22 protein-coding genes, 1 other RNA gene and 1 riboswitch are annotated in these 23,167 nt (G+C 59.4%); of the genes, 9 read left to right on the top strand and 14 right to left on the bottom strand.

Annotation, left to right across the window (positions count from 1 at the left end; genetic code table 11):
* Both rnpB and rsmI read right to left on the bottom strand, forming a co-directional pair.
* An RNA gene (gene rnpB / locus CFE47_RS25075) (RNase P RNA component class A) lies at positions 1 to 273 on the bottom strand; the annotation flags it as partial.
* A 95-nt stretch (positions 274 to 368) separates the two neighbouring features.
* Positions 369 to 1,274 carry a 16S rRNA (cytidine(1402)-2'-O)-methyltransferase gene (rsmI, locus tag CFE47_RS25070; protein ID WP_163033157.1) on the bottom strand — a complete coding sequence of 302 codons (906 nt, stop codon included), beginning with the start codon at positions 1,272 to 1,274 and terminating at the stop codon, positions 369 to 371.
* 187 nt (positions 1,275 to 1,461) lie between these two features.
* On the opposite strand from rsmI, the gene CFE47_RS25065 reads away from it, so the two are divergent.
* The 4 genes from CFE47_RS25065 to CFE47_RS25050 all read left to right on the top strand — a co-directional run bounded on the left by CFE47_RS25065 (position 1,462) and on the right by CFE47_RS25050 (position 4,908).
* Positions 1,462 to 3,273 (top strand): penicillin-binding protein activator, encoded by a 1,812-nt coding sequence (locus CFE47_RS25065; RefSeq protein WP_095183864.1) that lies wholly within the window; start codon positions 1,462 to 1,464, stop codon positions 3,271 to 3,273.
* The gene (locus CFE47_RS25060; protein WP_032886313.1) at positions 3,273 to 3,644 is read left to right on the top strand and encodes a YraN family protein; all 372 of its coding nucleotides are present in this window, start codon (positions 3,273 to 3,275) and stop codon (positions 3,642 to 3,644) included. Before CFE47_RS25065 ends, CFE47_RS25060 begins: the two co-directional genes overlap by 1 nt.
* 92 nt (positions 3,645 to 3,736) lie before the next feature.
* Entirely contained in the window at positions 3,737 to 4,330 is a 594-nt protein-coding gene (locus CFE47_RS25055) for a phosphoheptose isomerase (RefSeq protein ID WP_032886312.1), read from the top strand.
* Entirely contained in the window at positions 4,327 to 4,908 is a 582-nt protein-coding gene (locus tag CFE47_RS25050) for a BON domain-containing protein (RefSeq protein WP_032886311.1), read from the top strand. The genes CFE47_RS25055 and CFE47_RS25050 overlap by 4 nt, the downstream gene beginning before the upstream one ends.
* A 68-nt stretch (positions 4,909 to 4,976) precedes the next feature.
* Here CFE47_RS25050 and CFE47_RS25045 read toward each other — a convergent pair whose 3' ends face one another.
* From CFE47_RS25045 to CFE47_RS25015, 7 genes are all read right to left on the bottom strand, one after another.
* On the bottom strand, positions 4,977 to 5,750 hold the full coding sequence (locus CFE47_RS25045) for a YiaD family glycine zipper/OmpA-like lipoprotein (RefSeq protein WP_032886310.1): 774 nt from the start codon (positions 5,748 to 5,750) through the stop codon (positions 4,977 to 4,979).
* Between the two features lie 235 nt (positions 5,751 to 5,985).
* Positions 5,986 to 6,630: an MBL fold metallo-hydrolase gene (locus CFE47_RS25040; RefSeq protein ID WP_122755602.1), complete on the bottom strand. Its 645-nt coding sequence runs from the start codon at positions 6,628 to 6,630 to the stop codon at positions 5,986 to 5,988.
* A gap of 161 nt (positions 6,631 to 6,791) precedes the next feature.
* Complete coding sequence (locus CFE47_RS25035) at positions 6,792 to 9,521, bottom strand: winged helix-turn-helix domain-containing protein (RefSeq protein ID WP_181642829.1); 2,730 nt, start codon at positions 9,519 to 9,521, stop codon at positions 6,792 to 6,794.
* Between the two features lie 242 nt (positions 9,522 to 9,763).
* Positions 9,764 to 11,128: a DUF1329 domain-containing protein gene (locus tag CFE47_RS25030; RefSeq protein WP_032886307.1), complete on the bottom strand. Its 1,365-nt coding sequence runs from the start codon at positions 11,126 to 11,128 to the stop codon at positions 9,764 to 9,766.
* Positions 11,129 to 11,158: 30 nt separating this feature from the next.
* Positions 11,159 to 13,033: a DUF1302 domain-containing protein gene (locus CFE47_RS25025; RefSeq protein ID WP_181642830.1), complete on the bottom strand. Its 1,875-nt coding sequence runs from the start codon at positions 13,031 to 13,033 to the stop codon at positions 11,159 to 11,161.
* Positions 13,034 to 13,363: 330 nt separating this feature from the next.
* The gene (locus CFE47_RS25020) at positions 13,364 to 15,046 is read right to left on the bottom strand and encodes a fatty acid--CoA ligase (protein ID WP_095183859.1); all 1,683 of its coding nucleotides are present in this window, start codon (positions 15,044 to 15,046) and stop codon (positions 13,364 to 13,366) included.
* A 261-nt stretch (positions 15,047 to 15,307) separates the two neighbouring features.
* On the bottom strand, positions 15,308 to 15,940 hold the full coding sequence (locus tag CFE47_RS25015; protein WP_016978297.1) for a LysE family translocator: 633 nt from the start codon (positions 15,938 to 15,940) through the stop codon (positions 15,308 to 15,310).
* 84 nt (positions 15,941 to 16,024) lie between these two features.
* Here CFE47_RS25015 and CFE47_RS25010 point away from each other — a divergent pair, with 84 nt between their 5' ends.
* The 3 genes from CFE47_RS25010 (at position 16,025) to CFE47_RS25000 (ending at position 18,864) form a co-directional block, all read left to right on the top strand.
* On the top strand, positions 16,025 to 16,990 hold the full coding sequence (locus tag CFE47_RS25010; RefSeq protein WP_181642831.1) for a 2-hydroxyacid dehydrogenase: 966 nt from the start codon (positions 16,025 to 16,027) through the stop codon (positions 16,988 to 16,990).
* 30 nt (positions 16,991 to 17,020) lie between these two features.
* A complete protein-coding gene (locus tag CFE47_RS25005; protein ID WP_286841142.1) occupies positions 17,021 to 18,019 on the top strand; it encodes a methyltransferase in 999 nt (332 codons plus the stop codon).
* A gap of 50 nt (positions 18,020 to 18,069) precedes the next feature.
* A riboswitch (yybP-ykoY riboswitch) is annotated at positions 18,070 to 18,191 on the top strand.
* Between the two features lie 88 nt (positions 18,192 to 18,279).
* The gene (locus CFE47_RS25000; RefSeq protein WP_005784895.1) at positions 18,280 to 18,864 is read left to right on the top strand and encodes a TMEM165/GDT1 family protein; all 585 of its coding nucleotides are present in this window, start codon (positions 18,280 to 18,282) and stop codon (positions 18,862 to 18,864) included.
* A gap of 136 nt (positions 18,865 to 19,000) precedes the next feature.
* Here the strand turns inward: CFE47_RS25000 and CFE47_RS24995 are convergent, their stop codons facing one another.
* From CFE47_RS24995 to CFE47_RS24980, 4 genes are all read right to left on the bottom strand, one after another.
* Positions 19,001 to 19,819, bottom strand: coding sequence for a M48 family metallopeptidase (locus tag CFE47_RS24995; RefSeq protein ID WP_032886302.1), 819 nt, complete (start codon positions 19,817 to 19,819; stop codon positions 19,001 to 19,003).
* Between the two features lie 141 nt (positions 19,820 to 19,960).
* Positions 19,961 to 20,581, bottom strand: a complete 621-nt coding sequence (locus CFE47_RS24990) for an SOS response-associated peptidase (RefSeq protein ID WP_095183857.1) — start codon at positions 20,579 to 20,581, stop codon at positions 19,961 to 19,963.
* A gap of 36 nt (positions 20,582 to 20,617) precedes the next feature.
* Complete coding sequence (locus tag CFE47_RS24985; protein ID WP_095183856.1) at positions 20,618 to 20,878, bottom strand: putative signal transducing protein; 261 nt, start codon at positions 20,876 to 20,878, stop codon at positions 20,618 to 20,620.
* A gap of 11 nt (positions 20,879 to 20,889) precedes the next feature.
* A complete protein-coding gene (locus tag CFE47_RS24980; protein ID WP_081797681.1) occupies positions 20,890 to 21,072 on the bottom strand; it encodes a CPXCG motif-containing cysteine-rich protein in 183 nt (60 codons plus the stop codon).
* Between the two features lie 132 nt (positions 21,073 to 21,204).
* Here CFE47_RS24980 and CFE47_RS24975 point away from each other — a divergent pair, with 132 nt between their 5' ends.
* The gene (locus CFE47_RS24975; RefSeq protein ID WP_181642832.1) at positions 21,205 to 22,368 is read left to right on the top strand and encodes a 1-acyl-sn-glycerol-3-phosphate acyltransferase; all 1,164 of its coding nucleotides are present in this window, start codon (positions 21,205 to 21,207) and stop codon (positions 22,366 to 22,368) included.
* 120 nt (positions 22,369 to 22,488) lie between these two features.
* On the opposite strand, the gene CFE47_RS24970 is transcribed toward CFE47_RS24975, so the two are convergent.
* Positions 22,489 to 22,746 (bottom strand): hypothetical protein, encoded by a 258-nt coding sequence (locus CFE47_RS24970; RefSeq protein WP_095184310.1) that lies wholly within the window; start codon positions 22,744 to 22,746, stop codon positions 22,489 to 22,491.
* Between the two features lie 183 nt (positions 22,747 to 22,929).
* Here CFE47_RS24970 and CFE47_RS24965 point away from each other — a divergent pair, with 183 nt between their 5' ends.
* Positions 22,930 to 23,139 carry a hypothetical protein gene (locus tag CFE47_RS24965; protein ID WP_122680353.1) on the top strand — a complete coding sequence of 70 codons (210 nt, stop codon included), beginning with the start codon at positions 22,930 to 22,932 and terminating at the stop codon, positions 23,137 to 23,139.
* Positions 23,140 to 23,167 lie beyond the last annotated feature (28 nt).

Below are 23,167 nucleotides of genomic sequence, written 5' to 3'. Positions count from 1 at the left end.
CTACCCGGTCCCAGCGCGGGCCACGCCTTGGGACCCTATTTGGTCTTGCTCCAAGTGGGGTTTACCTAGCCACGAACTGTTGCCAGTCGTGCGGTGCGCTCTTACCGCACCTTTTCACCCTTACCGGTACCGAAGTACTTAGGCGGTTATTTTCTGTGGCACTTTCCGTAGGCTCACGCCTCCCAGGCATTACCTGGCACTTCGCCCTATGGAGCCCGGACTTTCCTCCCCCCCCTAATTTTCATAGAAGGCAGCGACTGTCCAATCGACTCTCCGCCGCGCAGGTTAACGGCACGGCGGCCTCAGGACAAGTAATAATAGTCACCAAGGCCATCACGTTCAGACGGAATACCGGTTTAACCCCGGAACTATTCAGCTTTCTGTTTATCCAGCGCAACTTGATACAACACATTCTTGCGCAGACCGGTAATTTCTGCAGCCAGGGCCGCGGCGCGCTTGAGAGGCATCTCCTTGAGGAGCAGGTCAAGAATACGCATGGCCTCGCTGCCGACCGCATCTTCGGCCTCCGGCGCCGTCCAGCCCGCCACCAGCACCACACACTCGCCACGCTGTTGATTGCTGTCGCCCTCGACAAATGCACGCAACTCCTCCAGCGGCAGCCCCTTGAGGGTTTCGAATGTTTTAGTCAGTTCTCGCGCCAACAATGCCAGGCGCTCGCCGCCAAACACCAATTCCATATCTTGCAGACATTCAAGGATGCGGTGCGGCGCTTCGTAGAAGATCAAAGTACGCGGCTCTTCCTTTACCGCTTCAAGACGCGCACGACGCCCCACTGCTTTGGCCGGCAAAAAACCTTCGAAAATAAACCGATCTGAAGGCAGCCCCGCAGCCGACAATGCAGCAATCAGCGCGCACGCACCCGGAACAGGCACTACATTGATACCAGCGGCCCGCGCTTGGCGAACCAAGTGGTAACCCGGATCAGAAATCAGCGGCGTTCCCGCGTCGGAGATCAGCGCCACATCGTCACCGGCCAGCAGGCGCACGATAAAGCGGCTGCCTTCTTCGCGCTCGTTGTGCTCGTGACAGGCGGCTAATGGCGTGCTGATACCAAAATGCTGCATCAACCGCTGGGAGTGCCGGGTGTCTTCCGCCGCGATCAATTTAACCTCGCGCAACACTTTCAGCGCCCGGGCACTGATGTCGTCCAGGTTGCCAATGGGCGTCGCCACGACAAAAAGCGAGCCTGCAGTGGAATTCAAAGGACCTGGAGCAGTCAAAACGCACACCTCGATGGTTGGCAAAAGCCGCATTGTAGCGCGTAGATGCTTTGAAAATATGCCATCACGGTCGATGCCGTTTCCGCCGCCGATTGCCTACAACAGCCCAATACCAACATTTGCACGACCTAAATCGACGGTTTCACACCAGTAACATCGCGCCTGGGCCAGTGCTTGGGTACAATTCCACGCTAATTTGATCGGTATCAGGAACACTTACATGATCGCTTGCCTGCGGCTGCTCTCTGCCCTCTGCCTCGCTGCCTTACTGGCGGCTTGCGCCAGCTCGCCCTCGTCCAGCCTTGGCGAACTTCCACGGACCCCGGATGCCAGTATCGAGCAACTGCTCGAACAGGCAACAACCGCCAAGACGCCAGAAAAGGCCGCATTGCTGCGCCTGAGTGCGGCAGACATGGCTTATAAACAAAACAACCCTGGCCGCTCGTCGCAAATTCTTGCCCAAGTGCCCCTGGACGCCCTCAAGCCGGCAGCACAAGTGTTCGCCAGCACCCTGGCCGCCGAGCTGGCCATGGCACGCAACCAGCCGAAGGCTGCGCTGACTGCCTTGAACCACGCTAGCCTGCAAAGTCTGAAGGACCTGCCGACTGAACAGCAGATTCGCACAGGTACCGTGCATGCTCGTGCTTATGAGGCTGATGGCCAAACCCTCAACGCTGCCCGCGAGCGTGTCGCCATGGCGCCACTGCTCACTGGCGATGCAGCCCAAAGCAATCACGAAGCCATCTGGACTTTGATTGCCGCACTACCTGCCGAACAACTGCAAGCCAGTGGCAACCCGACCCTGGACGGCTGGATCACCTTGGCCCAAGCGGTCAAGGGTGCCGGCACGCTGGAGCAACAACAAGCCGCTATCGACACCTGGCGCGCGCAGAACCCCGGCCACCCGGCTGCCGTGCAGTTGCCAACACCGCTGACCAAGCTCAAGGAACTCGCAAGCCAGCCCTTGAGCAAGATTGCCCTGCTACTGCCCCAAGAGGGCCCCCTGGCTTCCGTGGGCAAGGCACTGCGCGAAGGCTTCATGGCCGCTCACTACCAGGCTGAACAAGCCGGGCAGAAGCCCCCGGTGATCGAGTTCTATGACAGCTCGCGCCTGACTTCCATCGACGACTTCTACGCCAAGGCCCAGGCTGCCGGCGTGCAATTAGTCGTCGGCCCACTGGAGAAGCCGCTGGTCAAGCAGCTCAGTGCGCGCCCGCAACTGCCGATCACCACCCTGGCACTGAACTACAGCGAAACCGATCAAGGTCCAGCGCAATTGTTCCAGTTCGGCCTGGCCGCTGAAGACGAAGCTCGCGAAGTCTCGCGCCGTGCCCGTGCCGACGGCCTGCATCGCGCTGCCGCGATGGTGCCCCGTGGCGAATGGGGTGAGCGCGTCTACAAAGCGTTCCGCCAGGATTGGGAAGCCAACGGCGGCACCGTCATGGGGGTCGAGTATGTCGACCAGCCGGTCGCCCTGGCCCAGCAGATTGCCGATCTGTTCCAACTGCGTAAAAGCGAAGGCCGCGCCAAGAGCCTGCAAAGCACCGTTGGTACTGACGTAGCGGCACAACCGTCGCGTCGCCAGGACATCGAATTCATCTTCCTGGCCGTCACTCCGCAACTGGCCCAGCAGATCAAGCCGACCCTGAACTTCCAGTACGCCGGTGATGTACCGGTCTACGCAACGTCCCACGTTTTCAGCGCCAGCGGTGACCGCAACCAGTACCTGGACATGACCAATGTGATGTTCTGCGAAACGCCTTGGCTGCTCAACACCACTGACCCGCTGCGCAACCAGGTTGCGGCGCAATGGCCACAAGCCAACGGCAGCCTGGGCCGCCTGTATGCAATGGGTGTGGACGCCTACCGCCTCGCGCCACGCCTTGGCCAGCTCAAGGCCCTGCCGGACACACGGGTTGACGGCCTTTCGGGCAACCTGGGTATCAGCGCCAACCAGCGCGTTGATCGCCAGATGCCATGGGCGAAGTTCGTCGGTGGCGAGATCCAACGCCTGCCGGACACCCCGCGCTGATGCCCGAGAGGTCCAGTGCGCAAAGCGGCAAGGATGCCGAACTTCAAGCTCTGCAACACTTGCAGAAACAAGGCCTGCGCCTGCTGGCGCAGAACTGGTTGTGTAAACGCGGCGAGCTTGATCTGGTCATGCTTGACGGCGATACAGTAGTATTCGTCGAAGTCCGCTACAGAAAACACGCACAATGGGGTGGCGCGCTCGCCAGTATCGACGGGCGCAAGCGTCAGAAGCTGATACTCGCCGCGCAGTTTTTCCTGCAAAAAGAGCATCGCTGGGCCAACTCCCCCTGCCGTTTCGACGTGGTTGCCATAGAAAGCACACCGTCAGGCAAGGCTGATCTGAACTGGCTCAAAGATGCCTTCGACAGCTGATTCGCCGGACATCTTCACCACACACTTTTGCTCTTTGCTTTGCGGGCTGCACATTCCTGTGCCAAATAGCCGCGCTAATTAAGGTCACACAGATGGACATGCAATCCCGAATTCGCCAGCTTTTCCAGGCCAGCATCGACACCAAGCAACAGGCGATGGACGTACTTGCACCGCACATCGAGCAAGCCAGTCAGGTCATGGTTAATGCCTTGCTTACCGAACGCAAAATGCTTTCGTGCGGCAACGGCGGTTCGGCCGGCGATGCCCAGCATTTCTCGTCCGAATTGCTCAACCGCTTCGAGCGGGAGCGTCCGAGCCTGCCGGCTATCGCCTTGACCACCGACTCGTCGACGATCACCTCGATAGCCAATGACTACAGCTACAACGAAATCTTCTCCAAGCAGATCCGCGCCTTGGGCCAACCAGGCGATGTACTGCTGGCGATTTCCACCAGCGGCAACTCGGCGAATATTATTCAAGCGATCCAGGCCGCACATGATCGCGAAATGATTGTCGTAGCATTGACCGGACGCGATGGCGGCGGCATGGCCTCGCTGTTACTGCCCGAAGATGTTGAAATTCGCGTCCCGGCCAATGTCACCGCACGTATTCAGGAAGTCCACCTGCTGGCGATCCACTGCCTGTGCGATCTGATCGACAGCCAACTGTTTGGGAGTGAAGAATGACCGTTAACCGCCTCGGCCTCTTGGCCATTACGCTGTGCCTCGGCATCAGCGGCTGCAGCACGGCGATCACTGCGACACGTGACACCCCTATTCAGGACGACAAGGGCACCCGCACCTTCGGCAGCAAGATTGACGACTCGTTGATCGAAACAAAGGTCGAAGTAAACGTCGCCAAAGCCGCAACGGACTTGGGCAACGGTGCGTCGCGTATCGTCGTAACCAGCTTCAACGGCGTGGTGCTGCTCGCAGGCCAAACGCCGCGCGCCGACCTCAAGGCCCAGGCCGAGCAGGCCGCTGCGTCGGTTCAGCGGGTCAAGAAGGTCCACAACGAATTGCAGGTCATGGATCCGATCACCCTGCTTGCCATCAGTAATGACGCGCTGCTGACCACCAAGATCAAAGCGCAGATGCTCACCGACAATGCGATCCCCGGCTCGCGTATCAAGGTCGTGACGGACAACGGCATCGTTTACCTGATGGGCCTGCTGACCCAGGCAGAAGCCACCCGTGCGTCCAACCTGGTACAGGGCGTATCCGGCGTGCAGAAAATCGTGAAGGTGTTCGAATACATCGACTGATGTAATCGACAGCCACAAAAAAGGGCGCCGTGCATTGACTGCACGGCGCCCTTTTTATTAGCCGTTGTTTACTGGTACTGCGAGTACGGGTTGCCTTGGAACTGGTTGTTCTGTTGTGGCGCCTGTTGCTGGGTGCCCGGCTGGCCGTACTGCTGGCCAGGGATTGGGCCCAGGTTAACTTCCACGCGACGGTTCTGAGCGCGACCGTTGACGTCGGCGTTGCTGGCAATCGGGTTATCCGGACCGGCACCACGGGCACTCAGGTTTGCACCGTTGACGCCTTGGGAGGTCAAGTAGTTGGCCACGCTCTGCGCACGACGCTGGGACAGATCCATGTTCAGTTGGCGGCTACCGGTACTGTCGGTGTAGCCCACAATCTGGATGGTGTTTTGGTTGAACTGTTTGAGGGAGTTGGCCAGGTTGTTCAGCGGCTGATAGAAGCTGCTGGAGATCGCATCCGAGTTGGTCGCGAAGGTGATGTTGCCCGGCATGATCAGCTTGATCTGGTCACCCTGGCGCTGAACTTCAACTCCAGTGTTGGCCATGCTCTCGCGCAGTTTCTTTTCCTGTTGGTCGGCGTAGTAGCCATAACCCGCGGCACCAGCACCCGCCACCACCGCACCGATCAGCGCACCCTTGCCACGGTTGTTATGGTCAATGGCAGCACCGGCCAACGCACCGGCAAGAGCACCGAGACCACCGTACTTGGCGGTTTTGCTCATACCGCTGGATTCATTATTCGCCTGTCCCTGGCTGCTGCCGTCATAAGGATTAGGTGAAGCGCAGCCGGACAAAAGGGCTACGGCGGTGGCGACTACAAGCAGACGACGCGGAGTGAACATGAAGAGAGCTCCTACTTTTTGCATTCTGTGGTGCAGAGGACATTGGCAATGGACCTTTGCCGAGTTTGGAACACGACAAATGGCAAAAATTCCGTGAACACTCGCGCAGCTGTAACGAAACGTTAGCCCGCATTACCGCTGTAGAAAACGTAGCAGACCCAGCCTGAACGCGACCTGCGTTTTTACTACAACAGATTACCCCTCATGAAACATGCATCAGCCCGCTTTCACCTCCTCAAGCCCGCACAAATGGATTCTCGCGCATCTCATCGCCCAGTCGCGTGTCCGGTCCGTGGCCGGTGACCACCGTGGCACTCTCGTCCAGCGTATAAAGCCGCTGTTTGATCGAGCGCACAATCGTGGCCTGGTCCCCACCCCACAGATCTGTACGCCCCACGCCACGACGGAAAAGCGTATCGCCGGCGATCAGCAGCTTGGCGTCGGCAAACCAGAAACTCATCGAGCCCGGCGTGTGACCCGGAGTATGCAAGGCAACGCCACAGCCGCAGGCTAACTCTTCATCATCTTCCAGCCAACGGTCTGGCGACGGCACGGGGGTATAAGGCACGCGAAACATCTGGCACTGCATTTCCAGGTTGTCCCACAGAAACTGGTCTTCCTTATGCAGGTGCAAGGTGGCGCCAGTTTTCTCTTTCAACTGACCCGATGCCAGGAAGTGATCGAGGTGGGCGTGGGTATGGATGATGCTCACCACCTTGAGGCCCAGCGCGTCCAGGCGGGCCAGGATCAATTCATGGTTGCCGCCCGGGTCGACCACAATGGCTTTTTTAGTAATGGGATCGCCGATGATGGTGCAGTTGCACTGCAGGGGACCGACAGGGAAGGTTTCGCGTATGAGGGAAGGCTGTGCGGTTTCCATGAACGGGCCTCTGGTGCAAATTAACTGGGGGGTTGGGCAGTATCGCCAGGATAATTGCACTATTAAAACAGACTGGGACCGCTTCGCGGCCCAACGCAAGCAAGCTCGCTCGCCACAAGAAGCTTACTCACACAAAAACTCTCACCGCAAATGGTCAAGCGCTAACCAATCAACCTCAACTCCTGTGCCCGCGCCACCGCCTGGGTGCGTCGCTCCACGCCGAGCTTGCTGTTGATATGGCTGGCGTGAGTCTTGACAGTGTGCAGGGAGATAAACAGTCGGTTGCTGATCTCCTGGTTGGAGCAACCTTGGGCGATGAGTTGCAGCACTGCCAGTTCCCGGGCGCTCAGACTTTCATGACTAGGTGACGCGTGCACTTCAGCAACGGTAGGCAGAAGTGCCAGAAGGCTCTGATTCAGCAAGCCATGGGGATCCTTGCTGAGTTGCTCGCGCATCCAGTCCGGGTGATTTTCCAGCAGCCTCTGGAAAGGTTGCAACGCCCCTCCGGCGCCAGCCTCAAGCGCTCGGGACAGTACCGGCCGCGCCTTGGCTTCCTGACCGCATTCCAGCAGCAACTGCGTCTGCTGGGCGAATGCCATCAGTGCAATCATCTGCCGCCCACAGCTATGAGCGTGTTGCGCCAGTTCGTCGAGCCGTTGCAAAGCAGCGTCGGGTTGATGACGAATGGCATCAAGCGCGGCTTGTTGCAGCCCGATATGTTGCGGCAAATGCGGGTGGAATTCCGGCGCAGCGGCAGCATGCTCGCCGTTGTAAGTCTGCCCCAGCCGCGTCAACCAGGCATCGGCCAGGTCGGTGCGGCCTTGGGCCAGCCACAGCTCGCATTTGATCAGGGTGATCATCGCCAGATAGTAGATCGGCGGCACGTCCCAGATATGCATCAAGCGTTCGGCTTCGGCGAGTTCGGCGAAGGCTTTGGAAAAGTCATTGCGCCGCCCTTCGAAGCTGGCGATCACGCAATGGCCGATCAGTACGCTGATGTCGCGACAGGCGCGCGCCTCGGCCAGACCCGCCCGCAGGTGAGCGATACCGGCGTCAGGTTGATTACGCATTAACAGCAAATAGCCTTCGTACAACGACAGTCGCGCGCGCACCGCATACAGCCTCTGCGGCGCCAGACCGTGCAAACGTTGCAGGCCCTGACGCACTTCATCAAGGGCACGCAGGATTTCGCCGCGAGCCTGCAATACCCGCGCGCGGTCGTAATGGGCCAGGGCTTCGAACAAAGGGTTGCCGACGCGCTGCGCCAGTTCCAAGGATTCACGGTTCAGGCCACGGGCGCGCCACAAATCGCCATCGGCGATGGCCAAGTTGGACAGCGTCGACAGACACACCAGGCGCTGGCCGTAACGCCGTTGCGGCAGGCTTTCCAACGCCTCACTGCAATAGCGCTGAGTCAATTCACGATCACCTCGGCCCCGAGCGATAATCCCGCTCAGCGCCAGCCATTGGGCCAGCATTGAGCGCTGTGCAGTGGCCGAGGGCGCCGGCAGGAAGCGACTGAGGTACGCGGACAATTCCTCCGCCGCATCCAACTGGCAGGCCAACCCCAAGGCCCAGCTGTACAACACGATCAAGCGCGGTGTGCTGATCAGCAGGCTGTCGGGCAAGTCCATTTTCCAGCGCAGCAACATGCCGACATTCTGCTCGGCCAGCAGTTGCTCTTCGGACAGGTTCTGCACCAGGTTGGCCGCCACGTCGAGGTGCCCGGCGCGTAAAGCCTGCTCCACCGCCTCATCGATCAAACCCTGGGCGTTGAACCAACGACACGCGCGCAGGTGCAGGCTGGCGGCTGGCAATACATTGCTGCTCGCACGGCGGGTACGCAGCAGGTCGGAGAATAAATGATGATAACGGTACCAGTGGCCCTGCTCGTCCAAGGGCACCAGGAACACTTGGTGCGCTTGCAGATAACGCAGGATTTCGGCGCTGTCATGAGCTTCGCGCACGGCGTCACACAGTTCGCTGCAGAAACGGTCCTGGGGCGCAGTATCGAACAGGAACGCCTGCACTTCGGGTGGCAAGCAATCGATCACCTCCTCCAGCAGGTAGTCGCGGATCAACCCTTCTCCACCGTGCAGGCTTTGCGGCAATGCGTCTTCGTTGCCGGCTTCGGAAGCCGCCAGCAGCCAGAAACGCAAACCGGCTACCCAGCCTTCGCTGCGGCGGATCAGGTTGTCGAGGGCCTCACCACTCAGGGAACTGCTGTGGCGATCCAATAGCGCCTGGGATTCGGCATGGGTCAGGCGCAGGTCTTGCTCGTGCAACTCCAGCAAGTGCCGTGACAAGCGCAAGCGTGCCAGATGCCAGTCAGGGCGCTGGCGACTGGTGACCAATACCAGCAGGCCATCCGGCAAATGGTTGAGGAAAAACTGAAGACAACGGTCCAGCACCGGACCCTGGGCCAGATGATAGTCATCCAGCACCAGTAACAATGGCGCGCGCGTGGACAGGTGAACCGCGAGCTCATCAAGCAGGCCATCGAGCCATTCTTCAAAGGCAAAGGGCTGGTGACGCTGACGCATTTTCAGCAAGCCCAGGGATTGAGCGCCGAGTGCGGGGAAATAGTGTTGCAACCCCTCGAGCAGACGCTCAAGGAAGCGCCCCGGGTCGTTGTCCCGAGGGCTCAGCCCAAGCCACAGACTTTGCCAGTGGGCCGGCAGGCTCTGGCAGAACTCCACCGCCAACGAACTCTTACCGAACCCCGCCGGGGCGCTGACCAGCAGCAACCGTCCTTCGAGGCCAGCGCTCAGCCGTTCACACAGGCGGGGGCGCAGCACATAGCCGTCAGGCAGCGGAGGCCTGTAGAAGCGACCTTCCAGAGTCGGGATTACCGCACTGGCAGGCCCTTGGATTCGGGACAGATCAGTCATCGCCGGGCTCTTGTAGAAGGCTGTTGTCGGCATTGCAGATGTCCGCAGACTAGCGGTAAAAGCAGCAGCTTTGTAGATCTTTGCAACATTTGCCTGAAAAAGAACTGAGACAAAAAATATCGCCACAAACAAAAAGTGGGAGGGGGCTTGCTCCCGATAGTGGCGGATCAGTCAATACACGTGCTGACTGTCACACCGCTATCGGGGGCAGGCCCCCTCCCACATTGAGTTACTCGTGCCGCTTAGCGAACACCGTCCTGGCGCAGGGCCGCTGGGGTGAAGTCGCTGGTCGTGGCGGTGAAGCCGAAATCATAGGCCTGCTTCTCTTCGTTCTTCATGCCCAAAGCCAGGTAGCGGCCGGACTGCAGGTCGTAGAGGGTTTCCAGGGCATACCACGGCACCTGTTTGTCGTAGTAGTTCTCGGCATGGGCCTCGGCGACGCGCCACAGTTGGCCGCGACCGTCGTAGTGATCGATCACTGCCGCTTGCCAGGTGTCTTCGTCGATGAAGAAGTCACGCTTGGCATAGATGTGGCGCTGGCCTTCTTTCAAAGTGGCGACCACATGCCAGACACGGCGCAGCTCGTAGCGCGTCAGGTCCTGGTTGATGTGGCCGGCCTTGATGATATCGGCGTACTTGAGTTTCGGATCGTCGATCTTGTAGCTGTTGGAGGCGATGTAGATTTCCTTCTTGCCTTCCAGTTTCCAGTCGTAGCGATCCGGCGCACCGTTGTACATGTCGAGGTTATCGGAGGTACGCAGGCCGTCGGCGGCGGTACCCGGCCCGTCATAGGACACTTGCGGCGCCCGGCGCACACGGCGCTGGCCTGCGTTGTAGACCCACGCCGAACGCGGCTCCTTCACTTGGTCCAGGGTTTCGTGCACCAGCAGCACACCACCGGCCAGACGTGCCGGCGCGGTCACTTGCTGCTTGAAGTAGAACAGCACGTTGCCCGGGTTTTTCGGATCGAAGTCCTTCATCTTGTCGCGGAACACGAACTGGTCGCGGAAGTACACAAGGCTGTAGGAACCGTTGGTTTGCGGCGTGGCCTGGGTCACCAGGCGGGTCACGCTGCCACCGCGATAACGGGTGATGTGGTTCCAGATAACTTCCACGCCGCTTTTCGGGATCGGGAACGGTACGGCGGTTTCAAAGTTTTCCAGGCCGTTGCCGCCCGACACCAGGTTGGTGGTGGTGGCGTTCTTCTTGATGGCGGCGAACACATCCGCCGGCACGGTAGCGCCGCGATGGGTCGGGTAGACCGGCATCTTGAAGGTTTCCGGGTAACGCTTGAACATCGCGTACTGCCCCGGCGCAAGCTTGTCTTTGTACTGCTCGACGTTCTGCGCGGTGATGGTGAATTGCGGTTGTTCACTGGCGTATGGGTTGGCCAGGAAGCCTTTGGCATCCACAGCACCCGCGTTGGTAGGCAGTGGCGACCACTTAGGGATAGTGCCCGCCGCGTTACCGGCCATTTCAGCGCCCATCGGGGTCAGGCTCGTACCCAGCTTGGCGGCTTCATCCGCCGACACTGCCGCCATGACGTTGCTCGCCAGGATCGACAGTCCAAGCACACCGACGTGCAACAGACTTTTGGTTATTTTCATGTTCTGGTTCTTCCTGAAAATACAGTGTGCTTAGAAGTTCGCGCCGAAGCTGAGGGCGACGAAGTCGCGGTCACTTGAGGTGTTGAAGTCGCCACCAAAGAAGTTGGTGTAGGCAAGGCTCGCGGTATAGGTGTTCTGATACTCAGCATCCAACCCCAGGCTCACTGCTTTGCGACCCTCTTCAAAGTTGCCACCAGGACCTGGCGAATAACCACTCACGTCATGGGACCACGCCACGTTGGGTTTGAGGTTCACACCTGCAAAGACATCCGGGTATTCCCAGATTGCGCGGCCACGGTAGCCCCAGGACGTTGAGGTAGTGAAGCCATCATTATTGCAATTGGTAGTACGGTTGCTGGCATCAGCACCAGGACCCGCACCGGTGATCGTGCCGGAGTTAAGCGTTGTACAGAGAGCACCTTGTCCAGGGCCATACACAGGGTCTCGTCCGTAACGCGCTTTGTCGCGGCTTTCCAAGCCACCCACATGCGTCACACCCACTTCGCCGACCAGCGTAAGGCGGCTGGCCCCCATGACCTGATCGAAAAAGTGCGTGAAGGTTGTCTGGAACTGAGTGATTTCTTTACGACGATAGCCGTTCAGGTCGGTGTCGGCAGCGCCCTTGAGCGGAGAAGCAGCGCCCAGACCAATCAACGGCGTGACGCCCGCGTAGAGAATGTCCGTGGTGTTGAGTTGCACAGGTGCGTTTGGTCGGTAGCTGAGTTCTCCGCTCCAGGCGGTGCCGGTAGGTAACGTCGTGGAGAAGCTCAAACCATAAAGGCGAATATCCTCTGGGTACTCGACGAAGTAGCTGGAGTTGCCTGCAACGATAAGGGGACGCAGGCCAACCGCCGGGGTAGGCGTCAGGGCATTGGCTGCCGCGTAAGTACCGGCCGACGCGCCACGCGCACTGAAAATCGGTGCCCGGCTGTGATAGTTCATGAAATAGGCGCCGAACTCGGTGTCCAGCGGTTCGTAGTTATAGTGAAACGCCACGCCGAACTGACCACTGTCGCGCGCATCACGATCAGGCCCACGCTTGACCAACACGCCCTCTTCGTTGACGTTGACCCCAAAGTTGTTCAGCAGCGGCAACGCGCCGGGCTGAGTAGCGAGGAACGAACGCTTGCTGAGCAGACGGAGGTTGTCGGTACAGCCATCGGAAATAACATCAGGCTGAGAGAAGAACGTCCCGCAGTTATCCGTAACAGTCTGGTCCCATTCCAACTGGTAAAAAGCTTCTGCCGACAAGTTATCCGTCAGGGTTTGCGACACATAGAACATATTGACCGGAATCAAGCCTTCCTTGATCTCGGCCCCTGGACGACGGAATGCGGACACGTCGATCGGGTTGACGGAGTTGATGCCGCCGCCGATGAAGGTGCTTTCACCCCAGCTCACTACCTGCTTACCAAACCGCACGTTGCCGGGCTGATCGGCAATGGAATAGTTATGGTAGATAAACGCATCAAGAATCTGACCACCAGAAGACTTGGCGCCCTCTTTGCGATTGTTATCGCTGATGTCCTTGAACTCACGGCTTTCATCCTTGAGTTCAAAGTCGTACCAGTACTTGCCACGCACAAACACACCGGTATCGCCGTACTTCAGTTCAAGGTCGTGAATACCCTTGAAAATTTTCGAGAAGGTCTCACCGCGCTTGAAGTTCAAGTGACCGTCATCGGAGGTCTGGGACAACCCCTTGCCGCCGTTGTTAACGCCGATGAGGTCTCGATCAGGCTTAGCTGTCGACCAACTCGCCCCCACCGAAAGCGACGAGTCAAAACTCCCTTCGATTTCACCGATATTGAAACTGACGCCGAATGCGGGCCCGGCGAGCGTAGAGGCGAGACTGACGGCCAGGGGCAGTCTTGCCCGGCGCCAGAACTGGTTTACTGAGGTCATCGACGCTACTCCATGTGCATTATTGTTATGGCAGTGAGTTCTTTCTGTGATGCTTGTAACGGCCGGAATACAACGATTCCAATGCCGCCTGGCAACTGAACCTCCATGGCCCGAAGCGACGCATCCTTGAAAAACTCTGGGTGGGACTATAGCCAGCAGGGGGTACCGCTTGATCCCTCTAAAGTGTGATTTGCATCACCAACCCGTCTGCCACAGCCCTTTCGCCATGTCGGCGAAGGCCGACGCGGCAAGGATGGCTGAAAATTGGCAAATCACAAGTGAGGGCGCGAGATAGAGCATCGCCGTGCCACGAGGGCACGGCAAATCAGCTCAGAGGGTGGACAGGAAGGTACTGTTGTTGGCCTGCCACTCGACGATGTCAATACGGATACGTTTTTTGTCGAGCTTACCGACACTGGTCTTGGGAATTTCGGTAACAACGGCGATCTGGCTCGGAATCGCCCACTTGCTCAAATGGCCCAGTTCGACAAAAGGCTTGAGGTGCTCCTTGAGCTCGCGGGCCCCTATCACATGGCCATCATGCACCACTAGCAGCGCAAACGGACGCTCGCCCCACTGCGGATCGGCGATGCCCACCACCGCTACTTCGCGTACCGCCGGGTGACGGCTGACCAGGTCCTCAAGGGCCAGGGAGGAGATCCACTCGCCGCCGGTCTTGATCACATCCTTGATGCGGTCGCGGATATCGATCACGCCAAATGCATCCAGCGTGGCCACATCGCCGGTGTGCATCCAGCCGCCGGCCCATAGCTCTGCGCCCTTCTGCGGCTCGTTGAAATAGCCCTCGCTGAGCCACGGCGCACGCAGCACCAGCTCGCCCTGGGACTCGCCGTCGGCGGGCAGGAAGTTGCCCTCGCTGTCGATGATTGCCGCGTCCACCAACGGCCCTGGCACGCCGGCCTTGATGCGATAGGTGATGCGCTCGTCTTCGCTGCCGGCCAGTAGTTCTTCGTTGAGGTGGGCGCAGGACACCAGCGGCCCGGTCTCGGACATGCCGTACGCAGCGGTCAGCTGAATCCCACGCGCCTTCGCCGCCTCATACAACGTGCGATTGAGGGCGCTGCCACCGATGACGATTTTCCAACCGCCAAAATCGACGCCTTGGGCGGCCTTGGCGTTGAGCACCATTTGCAGGATGGTCGGCACGCAGTGGGAGAAGGTGACCTTCTCCTTGCGCCACAGCTCCACCAGGTATTCGGGGTCGTAGCGGCCGGGGTAGACCTGTTTCAGGCCGAGCATGGTCGCCACATACGGCAGGCCCCAGGCGTGAACGTGAAACATCGGCGTGATCGGCATGTACACGTCGTTGGTGCCTAGCAGGCGCACGCTGTCGATGCTGCCCATGATGGTCGACACCCCGATGGTGTGCAGTACCAATTGGCGGTGGGTGAAGTACACGCCTTTGGGGTTACCGGTGGTGCCGGTGGTGTAGAACGTGGTCGCGACGGAATGCTCGTCGAAATCCTGAAAGTCGTACTTGGTGCTGGCGGCAGCCAACAGGGTTTCGTACTCGCCTACCAGGTTAGGCAGCTCGGCCGTTTTTGATTCACCGTCAGTGAGCAGCAGCGTCTTGTCGACGGTGGTAAGTTGCCCGGCGATGGCTTGGTACAAGCCCACGAACTCACTGTTGACCAGCACAAAGCGGTCTTCGGCGTGGTTCATGGTGTAGAGAATCTGTTCCGGCGACAGGCGCACGTTGATGGTGTGGATCACCGCGCCGATCATCGGGATAGCAAACATGCATTCCAGGTAACGATGGCTGTCCCAGTCCATCACTGCCACGGTATCACCGGCCTTTACCCCGGCTTCGGTCAGCACGTTGGCCAAGCGCGCGACCCGCTCGATCAGGGTCGGGTAGGTGTAACGCAGCTTGTCGCGGTAGACGATTTCCCGGGTCTTTTCGTAGCGGGCGCCGGACATCAACAGGCGCTTGATCAACAGCGGATATTGGTACGCACCTTCGGCGGGGGGAATAACACGGGTCTGCAACATACGAATCCCTTTTATGACTGCACGGTCTTGGCTGAACGATCTGCACTGTAGAGCGCTTATGTTTCAGCTAAATCAGCCAAAGGAATGATTTGCAGCCCCCAGTGAATGCTAGCTTTGCGCCATTATCCAGGGACACTAGAGGTCAAATGTGGGAGGGGGCTTGCTCCCGATAGCGGTGTTTCAGTCGACACACGTATTGACTGATCCACCGCCATCGGGAGCAAGCCCCCACATTCGATTGTGCTCACTTGAGACCCGCGTTTACTTCATGCTCGTGAACGCCAGTTTCACGCCGATTGCAATCAACACCGCCCCCATGGTCCGATCAAACCAGTGCCCCATCCGCGCAAAGCCTGCGCGCACGCGCTGCTGGCTGAACAACATCGCCACCAGGCAAAACCACAGCGCCGTCGCCACCGCCAGATACACACCGTAACCGGCCTGGATCGCCAGCGGCGTGTGCGGGTTGATCACTACGGTGAACAGCGACAGGAAGAACAGCGTGGCCTTGGGATTCAAGCCATTGGTCACGAAACCGGCGGTAAACGCGCCGCGCGGGGTGCGCTCGCCCGCTTCACGGTGCAACTCGCCCTCGGCGACAGGCTTGGCCGGTTGCGCGCGCAGGGCCTTGAAGCCGATGTACAGCAGGTAGGCCGCCGCCGCCCATTTCAGGGCGTTGAACAACACGATGGACTGGGAAACGATCAGGCCGATACCGAGCAACGAATAGCCCACGTGCAGAAAAATCGCCGAGCCCACACCCAGCGCGGTCCAGGTCCCGGCGCGACGGCCGTGGGTAACACTTTCGCGAACCACCACCGCGAAATCCGGGCCGGGGCTGGCCACCGCCAACAGGTGAATCAGGGCTACGGTCAAAAACTCGGCGGCGTACATATTCACTCCATTAAGTAACGGATTATTTCATCTGATAGGCTCGGCAGATTACGCCTTCGAACCCTGTCGCAAAAGGTACAGTTGATGACGAACAATCGCCGCGCCGTCTTCCTTGATCACCCGTCTCTGGACCTTGGGGACCTCGACCTCAGCGGTCTGAGAGACTGCTTCAGCGACCTGCAGCTGTACTCTGATACCACGCCGCTGAATGTGATTGCGCGCCTGCAAGGCGTCCAAGTAGTTATCAGCAACAAGATTGCCCTGAACACCGAAACCCTGGCGGCCTGCCCGGACCTCAAGCTGATCCTGGTATCGGCCACCGGCACCAACAACGTTGACCTCGACGCCGCCCGCGCTCACGGCATCACGGTGAGCAATTGCCAAGGCTACGGCACGCCTTCAGTGGCGCAGCATACGATCATGCTGCTGCTCAACCTGGTGACGCGTGTAAAGGACTATCAGCGCGATGTGAGCGCAGGCAAATGGCAAGAAGCCAAGCAGTTCTGCCTGCTGGACTACCCCATCGTCGAGCTTGAAGGCAAAACCCTCGGTTTGCTCGGCCATGGTGAATTGGGCAGCGCCGTGGCGCGGCTGGCCGAGGCTTTTGGCATGCGCGTAATTCTTGGGGCCATTCCCGGGCGCCCTGCACGTGCCGACCGCGTGCCCTTGGATGAACTGCTGGCCCAAGTGGACGCACTCACCCTCCACTGTCCACTCAACGAGCACACTCGCGACTTTATCGGCGCCCGCGAACTCGCACTGCTCAAGCCAGGCGCGTTTGTGGTCAACACCGCGCGCGGTGGCTTGATCAACGAACAGGCCCTGGCGGATGCCTTGCGCAGCGGTCACTTGGGCGGCGCGGCCACCGATGTGCTGAGCGTGGAGCCACCAGTCAACGGCAACCCGTTGCTGGCCGATGACATTCCCCGGCTGATCGTCACACCGCACAATGCCTGGGGCAGTCGCGAAGCGCGGCAGCGGATCGTCGGCCAACTGACGGAAAACGCCCTGGGCTTTTTCAGCGGCGCCCCGCTGCGCATCGTCAGTTGATAAACTGCGCCCCTTTTCAAGGAGCAGACCATGGATCCGCGCAGTGAAGTACTGCTTCGTCAGGCCGAACTTTTTCAAGGCAACCTGCTGTTGGTGGGCTTGCCCGCCGACGACCTGCTGGGTCGCCTGCCCAACGCCCATGGGTGGTGCTGGCATGCCGGTGACCAGGCGGCGCTCGACGCACGCTTCCCGCAACGCAGCCAATTTGGCGTGAATGTGCCAGAGCGTGAGTTCGACGCAGCGGTGATTTTCCTGCCCAAGTCCAAGGACCTCACTGACTACCTGCTCAACGCCGTGGCCGCACGCCTGCCCGGCGCCGAGCTGTTCTTGGTCGGCGAGAAAAAAAGCGGTATCGAAAGTGCCGCCAAGCAGATGATCCCCTTTGGCAAGCCCCGCAAGCTCGACAACGCCCGGCATTGCCAGCTGTGGCAAATCACCGTTGCCAACGCGCCGCAAGCAGTGGAACTGGAGAGCCTGGCGCAAGTCTTCGAAGTGCCACTGGCCGAAGGTCCGCTCAAAGTAGTGAGCCTGCCGGGCGTGTTCAGCCATGGCCGCCTGGATCGTGGCACCGAGTTGTTGCTGGCGCATTTGGACAAATTGCCGAGCGGCCATCTGTTGGACTTTGGTTGCGGCGCCGGCGTGCTGGGGGCTGCGGTGAAACGTCGCTACCCGCACAACAGCGTGACGATGCTGGACGTGGACGCCTTCGCCGCTGCCAGCAGCCGCTTGACCCTCGCTGCCAATGGGCTGGAAGCCGAGGTGCTCACCGGTGATGGCATCGATGCTGCACCGATGGGTCTGAATGCGATCTTGAGCAACCCGCCGTTCCATGTCGGTGTGCACACCGATTATTTCGCCACCGAGAACCTGCTGCGAAAAGCAGCGAAACACTTGGCAAAAGGTGGCGAACTTCGCCTGGTAGCTAACAGTTTCCTGAAATACCAACCGCTGATTGAAGAGCATTTGGGCGTGTGTGCGATCAAGGCCGAGGGCAATGGTTTTCGCATCTACCGTGCCAAACGCGGCTGATGGCTATTTGAAAAAGAAGGCTTGCCGAATGGATTTTGCCTAGGCAGAATCCGCTCCGTCCTAGGGGAGTAGTCTCCCACGAGCGCCACGCTCGTCCGGCATACGTCAACATACTTGGTCAACAGACCATGGCGTATGCGACCCAGGAGTCCGCACAGACGGACCGGGGTTTGACAAGACCTATGACACGCACACCTTACCCGGGGCGGGAAGGCTGTACGTGTCATAGCCGTGTCGACCCGCCCCTGGAAACTTACCTGATGCTGGATTCATTACTCGTTCCTACCGCAATCGTTGCCTTGGCCGAAATCGGCGACAAGACGCAACTGCTCGCGCTCATTCTCGCTGCTCGCTTCCGCAAGCCTTGGCCAATCATCGCCGGCATCGTCGCCGCGACCCTGGCCAACCATGCGGCTGCCGGCGCAGTGGGGGCCTGGTTTGGCAGTTTTTTCTCGGATGCGGTGTTGCACTGGATCCTCGCAGCGAGCTTCTGCGCCACTGCGCTGTGGACACTGGTGCCAGACAAACTCGACGATGACGAAGCCAGTACCACGCGCAAGTTCGGGCCGTTCCTGACCACGCTGATTGCATTCTTCCTGGCGGAAATCGGTGACAAGACTCAGATCGCCACGGTGATGCTGGCCGCGCAATATCCGGAGCTGTGGCTGGTGATTATCGGCACCACTCTGGGCATGTTGATTGCCAACGTACCGGTGGTTCTGGCGGGGAATTTCGCGGCGGAGAAACTGCCGCTGACGTTGATTCGTCGACTGGCGGCTACGGCGTTTTTTGTCCTGGCGATCGTGGCGGTGTACAAGGCCATGCAGAGCAGCGGGTGGATCTAAGGATCTAAGCCTGCAAACCCAATCCAATGTGGGAGGGGGCTTGCCCCCGATAGCAGTAGATCAGTCAATGCATCTGCTAACTGACCCAACACCATCGGGGGCAAGCCCCCTCCCACATTTGGATCTTCATCAAGCCTTAGGACTTCTTGGCCTGTTGATACAACGGCATCACCTTAGGAATCGCCGCCTGCAAGGACGCGATTCGGCTGTCCGACGCCGGGTGAGTACTCATGAACTCCGGTGGCGAGCCTTCCGATGCCTTGGCCATCTTGTTCCACAGCGTGATGGCGGCGTTCGGGTTGTAGCCGGCGCGAGCCGACAGTTCCAGGCCGATCAGGTCCGCTTCGTTTTCATTGCTCCGGCTGTTGGGCAAGGTCATGCCGTAGTTGGCGACCGTGTCCGCCAATGCCAGGCTATCTTGACCCAAGCCGAACAACGCACCAGCCCCCTGCTTGGCGATCTCGATACCGTACGCCTTGGACATTGCCTCACGACCGTGCTCGCGCAAGGCGTGGGCGATTTCATGGCCCATCACTGCTGCCAACTCGTCATCGGTAAGCTTGAGATTGTCGATCAGTGCGCTGTACACAAAAATCTTGCCGCCAGGCCCACAGTTGGCGTTCATCTCATCGCTTTTGATCAAATTCACTTCCCACTTCCACTGCGCTGCATCAGGACGGAAGGTGGGCGCCTGGGCGATCAAACGCTTGGCAATTGCCTGCACGCGCTTGGCGTTGGCGCTGGTCTTGTCCAACTGGCCTTTGGTACTGGCTTCACCCAGCGTCTGCTGGTAGGACTGGGCATACATCTGGTCGACTTCCTGACTCGACAGCATGCTGAACATGTATTGCTTGCGCTCAACCCCAACGGCGCCGCCGCTGGTGGTATTGACCGACTGACACCCAGCCAGCAGCATCGCCGCAGCCAATACACTTACCGCCAATGTTCTTTTCATCAACACTCTCTCCCTGAAAAAGACGCCCTGAAAAACGCCCTCAAAACATGGCGCGTATCGTAGGCGCTCATTTGTATCAGCGCCAGATACAACAGACGCGTAACCGCGGATTTTCGGATACATCCCACGGCGCCTTCAGGTTTAGGCCGGAGTCAGGCACTCCGGCCCATTGAGCTTGGGATCGTTGACCATATTAGCCAGGACCCGCTCGCGCAGTGGGATGGGCTCACTGGCCAATAGACCTTGCAGCACATGCAACGGCGTCTCGGGATCGAGCCAGGCGGCCTGCCCTGCGGCATCAAGAATCAGCGGCCGGCGCTGGCTCTGGGCCGCCTGGGTCACCACCGCCGTGCTCAACCACACTTGTTCCTGCACAGGGTAGGCCTCCCAGATCGCCGCAAAAAACAACGTGGAGCCTTCCCCCGGCGTCAGCCAGTACGGGCGTTTGCGCTGGGTGCCGCGCCATTCATAAAAACCATTGGCGGGCAGCAGGCAGCGGCGCTGGCGAAAGGCCTCGCGGAACATCGGCTGCTCGGCCAGGGTTTCGGCGCGAGCATGGGCCGGGGTGCGGGAAAGGTCGGTCAGCCAGGGCGGCGTCAGGCCCCAGCGGGCGCGGGCCAGGGTGTGATGGCCGTCGTTCAGGCGCTGGATCAGCACCGAATCATTCGGGGAGATGTTCCACTGGGCCTGCTGGTCAGCCGGAAAGCCTGGCAAGGCAGCAAAGGAGGGATTCCAGCGAAACAGGGCATAACGTCCACACATGGGGCAACACGACTCTTGGGTAAACCGGCCGACAGCCTAACAGACCAGCACGTCGGGGAAGCTGTCGGGTTCATCACCCGGCAGCGGTTGCGCCCCGATATAGGCAGTAATCAGCTCCCGGGCATCAGCCGCCCGGTCATTGTCTACTTCCAAACCCAGAAGACCGAAGATCGGTAGCTCGCCGGTGCCGCCGAGCAAATGGCGCCCCACCAAATGTGCTTCGATGCCTTCGCTGGCGAGCATCTGTTGCAGCAGCTCGCCTTCCATCAGGTTTTCCGGTTCGTAGATTCGCTGCATGAGCTTGCCTGTTATTCGTTTTCACTGCGGGTTTCAAGCATCCACTCTTCACCATGGACCTGCAGGTCGAAAATAATCGGTCGACAACACACCTGACAATCTTCTATGTAGGTCTGATCACCGCCGGATAAATCCACCGCTGTCTCTACCGTTTCACCACAATAAGGACAATCGTACGTCGTAGTTTCCAGCATCGCAGCCTCCAAGGTGACTTGTGCGTATAATCGCCGGTCTATTTACAGGGCTATTTCCGGCCGAGCCCATTACTCGGGCCGCACCCTGATATTTCCTCTACTTACCCTAGCCGTTTCTAACAAGAGAGCATGATGGGCGAATTCGATACCATCCGACCTTACAACGACAGCGAAGTCCCGGCAGTGCTGGACCGACTGTTCAGTGACAAGGCCTTTCTGGACATCCTGACCCACTTCCGCTTCCCGCGCTTTGCCGGCGCCCTGGGCTGGCTGCTCAAGCCGATGATTGCCCGCAAGCTGCGCCGTGAATTTGCCGGCGTCACCACCGTGGCTACGCTGCAGGACAAAGTCGAGTACTACGTCGACCATACCATTGACCGGGCGACCGATGGCGTTACCTACACAGGCGTCGAACAGCTCAAATCCGGTACCGCTTACCTGTTTCTGGCCAACCACCGCGACATCGTGATGGACCCGGCCTTCGTCAACTATGCCGTGTACCACGCCGGCCTGCCGACGCCACGCATCGCCATCGGCGACAACTTGCTGCAAAAGCCGTTTGTCAGCGACCTGATGCGCCTGAACAAGAGCTTTATCGTGCACCGCTCGATCACCGGGCGAAAGGAGAAGATGGCGGCGTTCAACCTGCTATCGGCCTACATCAATCATTCGATACGCAACGACTGCCAGTCGATCTGGATCGCCCAGGCCGAAGGCCGCGCCAAGGATGGGGATGACCGCACCGAGTCAGCCATCCTCAAGATGTTCCATGTCAGCCGCAAGGACGAGCCGTTTGCCGAGGTGATCCAGTCACTGAACCTGACGCCGGTATCCATCAGCTACGAGTACGACCCGTGCGATGCAGCCAAGGCCCGCGAGTTGTATATCCGCGCCACCACCGGGACCTACGTCAAGGCACAGGGTGAAGATGACGTGAGCATTGCCCTGGGCATCACCGGCTACAAAGGCCGCGTGCACATCAACTTCGCGCCGCCCATTAGCGAGCGCTTCGAAGACACCAAAGTGCTGGCCGTGGAAATGGATCGGCAAATTCTCGGTGGTTATCGGCTATTCCCGGTGCACTACCTTGCGTACGCCCAGTGGAGCGATGCCGACCCGCAGTTGCAGGTGCCGAAGGCGGCCGACGTGTTCCCGGCCGATGAACTGGCCAAGGCGAAGGCGGAGTGGGAGCGGCGCTTGAACGAATGCCCGGCGGAACACCGACCATTTTTGGTGGTGCAATATGCGACGCCGGTGCGTAATCAATATCGGGTCAAGGCCGGAATCCCGCTGTAAACACCGATCAGAAAATGTGGAAGGGGGCTTGCTCCCGATAGCGGTGAGTCAGCTAATGAATACTTGGCTGACACACCGCTATCGGGGGCAAGCCCCCTCTTACATGGGTTCTGCCGTGTTTTAGATTCGGGTGCTGAGCCAGGAAATAGCCAGCGCCAGCACCAGGCAGGCGAACCCGATGCGGTAAGCCACACGATTTGCCCGCTCGGTACGCGCATCCAGGAACAGCATGGGCTGATCGATCGCGCGCGCTTCACTTTGCGCAGCCAGGTCAGCCATGGCGCGCTGCTCGCGCAGGCGGGTGATGGAGAGCAGCGCTGCACCGGAGCAGGCCACCAATAAAGCCACAACATTGATCAACAGTGCGGGCAGCGCCATCGCAAACCTCGGGTGAAACGGTGTCTGGGTATCGGTTCCGATATCAACCTGAACGGTAGTGGCGGCCAGCGCCAAACCGCTCCATCTTCCATGGACGGCTAATGTATCCAGTAATTTACGGCGTCACCTGAACGTCACCTTAACAAGCCACTCTGTTGCCCTTCGAACACTCAGGAGCTTGTCATGCTGCACGCGCACAACCAGGATCGGCTGTATCTAATTGCTCAAAGCGATGAGCAGGAGGCGCTGGTCGGCAGCCTGGCGTTCAACGTGCAGGACCGCCATTGGCTGGTCTATTGCGCCCTTGGCGGGCACCAGCATGCAAACTCGCCAGAGGCCGACCTGTTGACGGGTGTGAGCCTGCTGGACTTCTGTATTGACACCGCCGCGTGAAACTGCAGACGAAAAAAAACCGGGCTCA

The sequence above is a fragment of the Pseudomonas sp. PGPPP1 genome, from assembly GCF_002255865.1.
GTDB lineage: Bacteria > Pseudomonadota > Gammaproteobacteria > Pseudomonadales > Pseudomonadaceae > Aquipseudomonas > Aquipseudomonas cremoris.
The sequence above is the reverse complement of the archived record's forward strand: the minus strand, read 5'-3'. Positions and strand labels throughout refer to the sequence as shown.

Bases quoted from the DNA above. Each gene is read 5' to 3' on its own strand.
- rsmI (WP_163033157.1), bottom strand. From the start codon at position 1,274: ATGCGGCTTTTGCCAACCATCGAGGTGTGCGTTTTGACTGCTCCAGGT.
- CFE47_RS25065 (WP_095183864.1), top strand. From the start codon at position 1,462: ATGATCGCTTGCCTGCGGCTGCTCTCTGCCCTCTGCCTCGCTGCCTTA.
- CFE47_RS25060 (WP_032886313.1), top strand. From the start codon at position 3,273: ATGCCCGAGAGGTCCAGTGCGCAAAGCGGCAAGGATGCCGAACTTCAA.
- CFE47_RS25055 (WP_032886312.1), top strand. From the start codon at position 3,737: ATGGACATGCAATCCCGAATTCGCCAGCTTTTCCAGGCCAGCATCGAC.
- CFE47_RS25050 (WP_032886311.1), top strand. From the start codon at position 4,327: ATGACCGTTAACCGCCTCGGCCTCTTGGCCATTACGCTGTGCCTCGGC.
- CFE47_RS25045 (WP_032886310.1), bottom strand. From the start codon at position 5,750: ATGTTCACTCCGCGTCGTCTGCTTGTAGTCGCCACCGCCGTAGCCCTT.
- CFE47_RS25040 (WP_122755602.1), bottom strand. From the start codon at position 6,630: ATGGAAACCGCACAGCCTTCCCTCATACGCGAAACCTTCCCTGTCGGT.
- CFE47_RS25035 (WP_181642829.1), bottom strand. From the start codon at position 9,521: ATGACTGATCTGTCCCGAATCCAAGGGCCTGCCAGTGCGGTAATCCCG.
- CFE47_RS25030 (WP_032886307.1), bottom strand. From the start codon at position 11,128: ATGAAAATAACCAAAAGTCTGTTGCACGTCGGTGTGCTTGGACTGTCG.
- CFE47_RS25025 (WP_181642830.1), bottom strand. From the start codon at position 13,033: ATGACCTCAGTAAACCAGTTCTGGCGCCGGGCAAGACTGCCCCTGGCC.
- CFE47_RS25020 (WP_095183859.1), bottom strand. From the start codon at position 15,046: ATGTTGCAGACCCGTGTTATTCCCCCCGCCGAAGGTGCGTACCAATAT.
- CFE47_RS25015 (WP_016978297.1), bottom strand. From the start codon at position 15,940: ATGTACGCCGCCGAGTTTTTGACCGTAGCCCTGATTCACCTGTTGGCG.
- CFE47_RS25010 (WP_181642831.1), top strand. From the start codon at position 16,025: ATGACGAACAATCGCCGCGCCGTCTTCCTTGATCACCCGTCTCTGGAC.
- CFE47_RS25005 (WP_286841142.1), top strand. From the start codon at position 17,021: ATGGATCCGCGCAGTGAAGTACTGCTTCGTCAGGCCGAACTTTTTCAA.
- CFE47_RS25000 (WP_005784895.1), top strand. From the start codon at position 18,280: ATGCTGGATTCATTACTCGTTCCTACCGCAATCGTTGCCTTGGCCGAA.
- CFE47_RS24995 (WP_032886302.1), bottom strand. From the start codon at position 19,819: ATGAAAAGAACATTGGCGGTAAGTGTATTGGCTGCGGCGATGCTGCTG.
- CFE47_RS24990 (WP_095183857.1), bottom strand. From the start codon at position 20,581: ATGTGTGGACGTTATGCCCTGTTTCGCTGGAATCCCTCCTTTGCTGCC.
- CFE47_RS24985 (WP_095183856.1), bottom strand. From the start codon at position 20,878: ATGCAGCGAATCTACGAACCGGAAAACCTGATGGAAGGCGAGCTGCTG.
- CFE47_RS24980 (WP_081797681.1), bottom strand. From the start codon at position 21,072: ATGCTGGAAACTACGACGTACGATTGTCCTTATTGTGGTGAAACGGTA.
- CFE47_RS24975 (WP_181642832.1), top strand. From the start codon at position 21,205: ATGGGCGAATTCGATACCATCCGACCTTACAACGACAGCGAAGTCCCG.
- CFE47_RS24970 (WP_095184310.1), bottom strand. From the start codon at position 22,746: ATGGCGCTGCCCGCACTGTTGATCAATGTTGTGGCTTTATTGGTGGCC.
- CFE47_RS24965 (WP_122680353.1), top strand. From the start codon at position 22,930: ATGCTGCACGCGCACAACCAGGATCGGCTGTATCTAATTGCTCAAAGC.